The organism is Mesorhizobium sp. M7A.F.Ca.CA.004.06.1.1, from assembly GCF_003999135.1.
Classification (GTDB): Bacteria; Pseudomonadota; Alphaproteobacteria; order Rhizobiales; family Rhizobiaceae; genus Mesorhizobium.
In genome coordinates this window covers 1-2,953 of record NZ_RZPQ01000735.1, presented here as the reverse complement: position 1 = coordinate 2,953, position 2,953 = coordinate 1, and the positions used below count along the sequence as shown (strand labels likewise).

Genomic DNA, 2,953 nt, shown 5'->3' with positions numbered 1-2,953 from the left:
GCCGGTGCCAGTGCGAATGCGGCTCACTCACCGGCCCGTCATGATGGTGCTGGTGGTGCTCATCATGCACATGGCTGTGCTCGTGCTCCAATTCCTCATGATCGTGCTCGTGCTCATGGCGTTCCGACAGATGCAGCCACAGGCCAACGCCCATCAGAACTCCGGCGGCCGCCAGCTTGAGCGTGACGGCGTCACCCAGGATGGCGATTGCCAGCAACGCGCCGATGAAGGGAGCGAGCGAGTAATAGGCCCCTGTCCGCGCGGTGCCCAGATGACGCAGCGCCACGATGAACATCACCAGGCTGACCCCGATGCCGAAGAAACCGACTGCGGCGGTCGCTGCAATAACCGACGCCGGGGGAAACAAGGCCCCGCCGGCAAGCGCCAGCCCGACATTGACGACACCCGCCACCAGCCCTTTGAGCATGGCGATCACCACCGGGTCGGTGGCGGAGATCCTGCGCGTGAAATTGTTGTCGATCCCCCAGGCCAGACAAGCCCCTGCCACCATCAGGGCGCCACGGTTGAAGGCGACGCCCTCACCTTGCCACGACAGAAGAATGGCACCCGCCAGAATGGCGAAAGCGCCAAAAAGCAGGCGCCGGTCGACATTCTCGCGATAGACGAGCCAGGCGATCGCCATCGTCGCCAGCCCTTCCAGGTTGAGCAGCAGCGCCGAACTGGACGCCGTGTTGAGGGTCAAGCCGAACATCAGCAGCACCGGCGCGATAACGCCGCCCATGCCGATCGCCAGCGCCAGCCAGGGAACATCCCCAGCGGTCAGTTGCGCCTCCCCGGCCGCGGCCTGCCTGCCCCGAAGCAGGCGGTACAGAGCCAGCCCAAGACCGGCACCGAGATAGAGCAGGCCGGCCAGCATGAAGGGATTGACGCCATTGAGCAGCAGCTTGCTGAGCGGCGGCGTCGCCCCGAACAGGGCGGCAGAGCCAAGCGCGAGTGGCACGCCGGGCCACAGATGCGAATGGGAATGCGGTTCGGACATGATCTCACCCTATGATGGCAGGTGTGTCACTTGCGGCGCATGGCCGCCTTCGGCCCGATGCACTTGTTGTCGCGAAACAGCGCCCACTCCTCGCAAAGGCGCCCATTGGGCAAGCGGCAAAACCCATATTCGTTGCCGGCCTTGTCCTTCCTGATCACCAGGCGCCCGCCGATATCGCCACAATGGACGGATGCCGGATTGGCCATGCCGACCGGTTTTTGCGCACTGGCGCCGGCGGAAAACGGCAGCGGCGACAAAGCGGCAAAGCTGGCGACCAATATCGAAACCTTCTTCATCGCGATCTCCCCGGCCGCATTCTATCACGGCGAAGCGCCCCGTCTTGCGGCAAAGCGCCACCAGGCCGGCACCAACCAGCGACGTTCGAGAAACCCTGCCGATTCCTTCACCCGAGCGAGGTGATGATCTCGCGGTAGGCTAGTTCGGGAAAGGCCTTCAGCGTCCGCGTCCTGACATTGCCCGCTGCCGCCAGCATCAGCGAGAAGCGCGCCAGCACCGCGTCGTCGGGCGCTTCGACCACAGCCACCATATCGTATTCGCCCATGGTCAGGTAGAACGCTTTGAACGACCCGCCCATGTCTCCCAGTTGCCTCCTGGCGGCGTCGAGCCGCTTCGGTGACTCGCGTATGTTCCTGGCACCCTGCTCCGTCCAGTTCATCAGCACGATGTAGCTTGTCATGGCACACCTCCCTCCGGGGCCACGGAGCACGGCGGCTTCGCCGGGGCGGGCATCCGGGTTGTCGCCCAGAAAATGCATCCGACACCGAAATTATCCTCCCGAAGGGCCTGGCCCGCAAGAGTGCGTCGCACAACAAAAAAGGGCGCCATTGGCGCCCTTGAACTCTTTGCATCGGTAAGTCTCAGCTATCCAGGAAGCTGCGCAGCTTGCGCGACCTGCTCGGGTGCTTGAGCTTGCGCAGCGCCTTGGCTTCGATCTGGCGGATACGCTCGCGGGTGACCGAGAACTGCTGGCCGACTTCTTCCAGCGTGTGGTCGGTGTTCATGCCGATACCGAAGCGCATTCTGAGCACGCGCTCCTCGCGCGGCGTCAGCGAGGCCAGCACGCGCGTGGTGGTCTCGCGCAGATTGGCCTGGATCGCCGCGTCGATCGGCAGGATCGCCATCTTGTCTTCGATGAAATCGCCCAGATGCGAATCCTCCTCGTCGCCGACCGGCGTTTCGAGCGAGATCGGCTCCTTGGCGATCTTCAGGACCTTGCGCACCTTTTCGAGCGGCATGGCAAGCTTTTCGGCCAGTTCTTCCGGCGTCGGTTCGCGGCCGATCTCGTGCAGCATCTGGCGCGAGGTGCGCACGATCTTGTTGATCGTCTCGATCATGTGCACCGGAATACGGATGGTGCGCGCCTGATCGGCGATCGAACGCGTGATCGCCTGCCGGATCCACCACGTCGCATAGGTCGAGAACTTGTAGCCGCGGCGGTATTCGAATTTGTCGACCGCCTTCATCAGGCCGATATTGCCTTCCTGGATCAGGTCGAGGAACTGCAGGCCGCGATTGGTGTATTTCTTGGCGATGGAGATGACGAGGCGCAGATTGGCTTCGACCATTTCCTTCTTGGCGATCGCCGCTTCGCGCTCGCCTTTCTGCACCTGATTGACGATCTTGCGGAATTCCAGGATCGAGATCGCCGTTTCGGTGGCGAGGTTCTGGATCTCGGCGCGCCGTTCCTTGATCGCATCCTTCTCGTTCTTGGTGCATTCCTTCCAGCCGCGCGAGGTCAGATTGCCGATCGAGCGCGTCCAGTTCGGGTCGAGCTCGGAACCCTGATATTCCTTCAGGAACTCTTCGCGGCGCACGCCGTAGCTTTCGGCCAGCCTGAGCAGCTTGCCTTCGTTCTGCACCAGGCGCTTGTTGATGTCGTAGAGTTGCTCGACCAGCGCCTCGATGCGCGCCGTGTTGAGCGACAGCGACTTC

Annotated in this window: 4 protein-coding genes; all 4 read right to left on the bottom strand. The window is 63.0% G+C overall.

The window, feature by feature from the left end; translation table 11 throughout:
• On the bottom strand, nucleotides 1-1,000 hold a 1,000-nt coding region (locus EN906_RS29235; RefSeq protein WP_164777442.1), incomplete at its 3' end, for a DMT family transporter.
• A gap of 26 nt (nucleotides 1,001-1,026) precedes the next feature.
• Entirely contained in the window at nucleotides 1,027-1,296 is a 270-nt protein-coding gene (locus tag EN906_RS29230) for a DUF333 domain-containing protein (protein WP_127271342.1), read from the bottom strand.
• A gap of 107 nt (nucleotides 1,297-1,403) precedes the next feature.
• The gene (locus tag EN906_RS29225; RefSeq protein ID WP_127271340.1) at nucleotides 1,404-1,697 is read right to left on the bottom strand and encodes a GYD domain-containing protein; all 294 of its coding nucleotides are present in this window, start codon (nucleotides 1,695-1,697) and stop codon (nucleotides 1,404-1,406) included.
• A gap of 181 nt (nucleotides 1,698-1,878) precedes the next feature.
• Nucleotides 1,879-2,953, bottom strand: a 1,075-nt coding sequence (gene rpoD / locus EN906_RS29220) for an RNA polymerase sigma factor RpoD (RefSeq protein ID WP_127375569.1), incomplete at its 5' end; no start/stop codon positions are given.

What these genes read in the sequence shown, in the direction of transcription:
- EN906_RS29225 (WP_127271340.1), bottom strand. Translation starts at nt 1,697, where the DNA reads ATGACAAGCTACATCGTGCTGATGAACTGGACGGAGCAGGGTGCCAGG.
- EN906_RS29230 (WP_127271342.1), bottom strand. Translation starts at nt 1,296, where the DNA reads ATGAAGAAGGTTTCGATATTGGTCGCCAGCTTTGCCGCTTTGTCGCCG.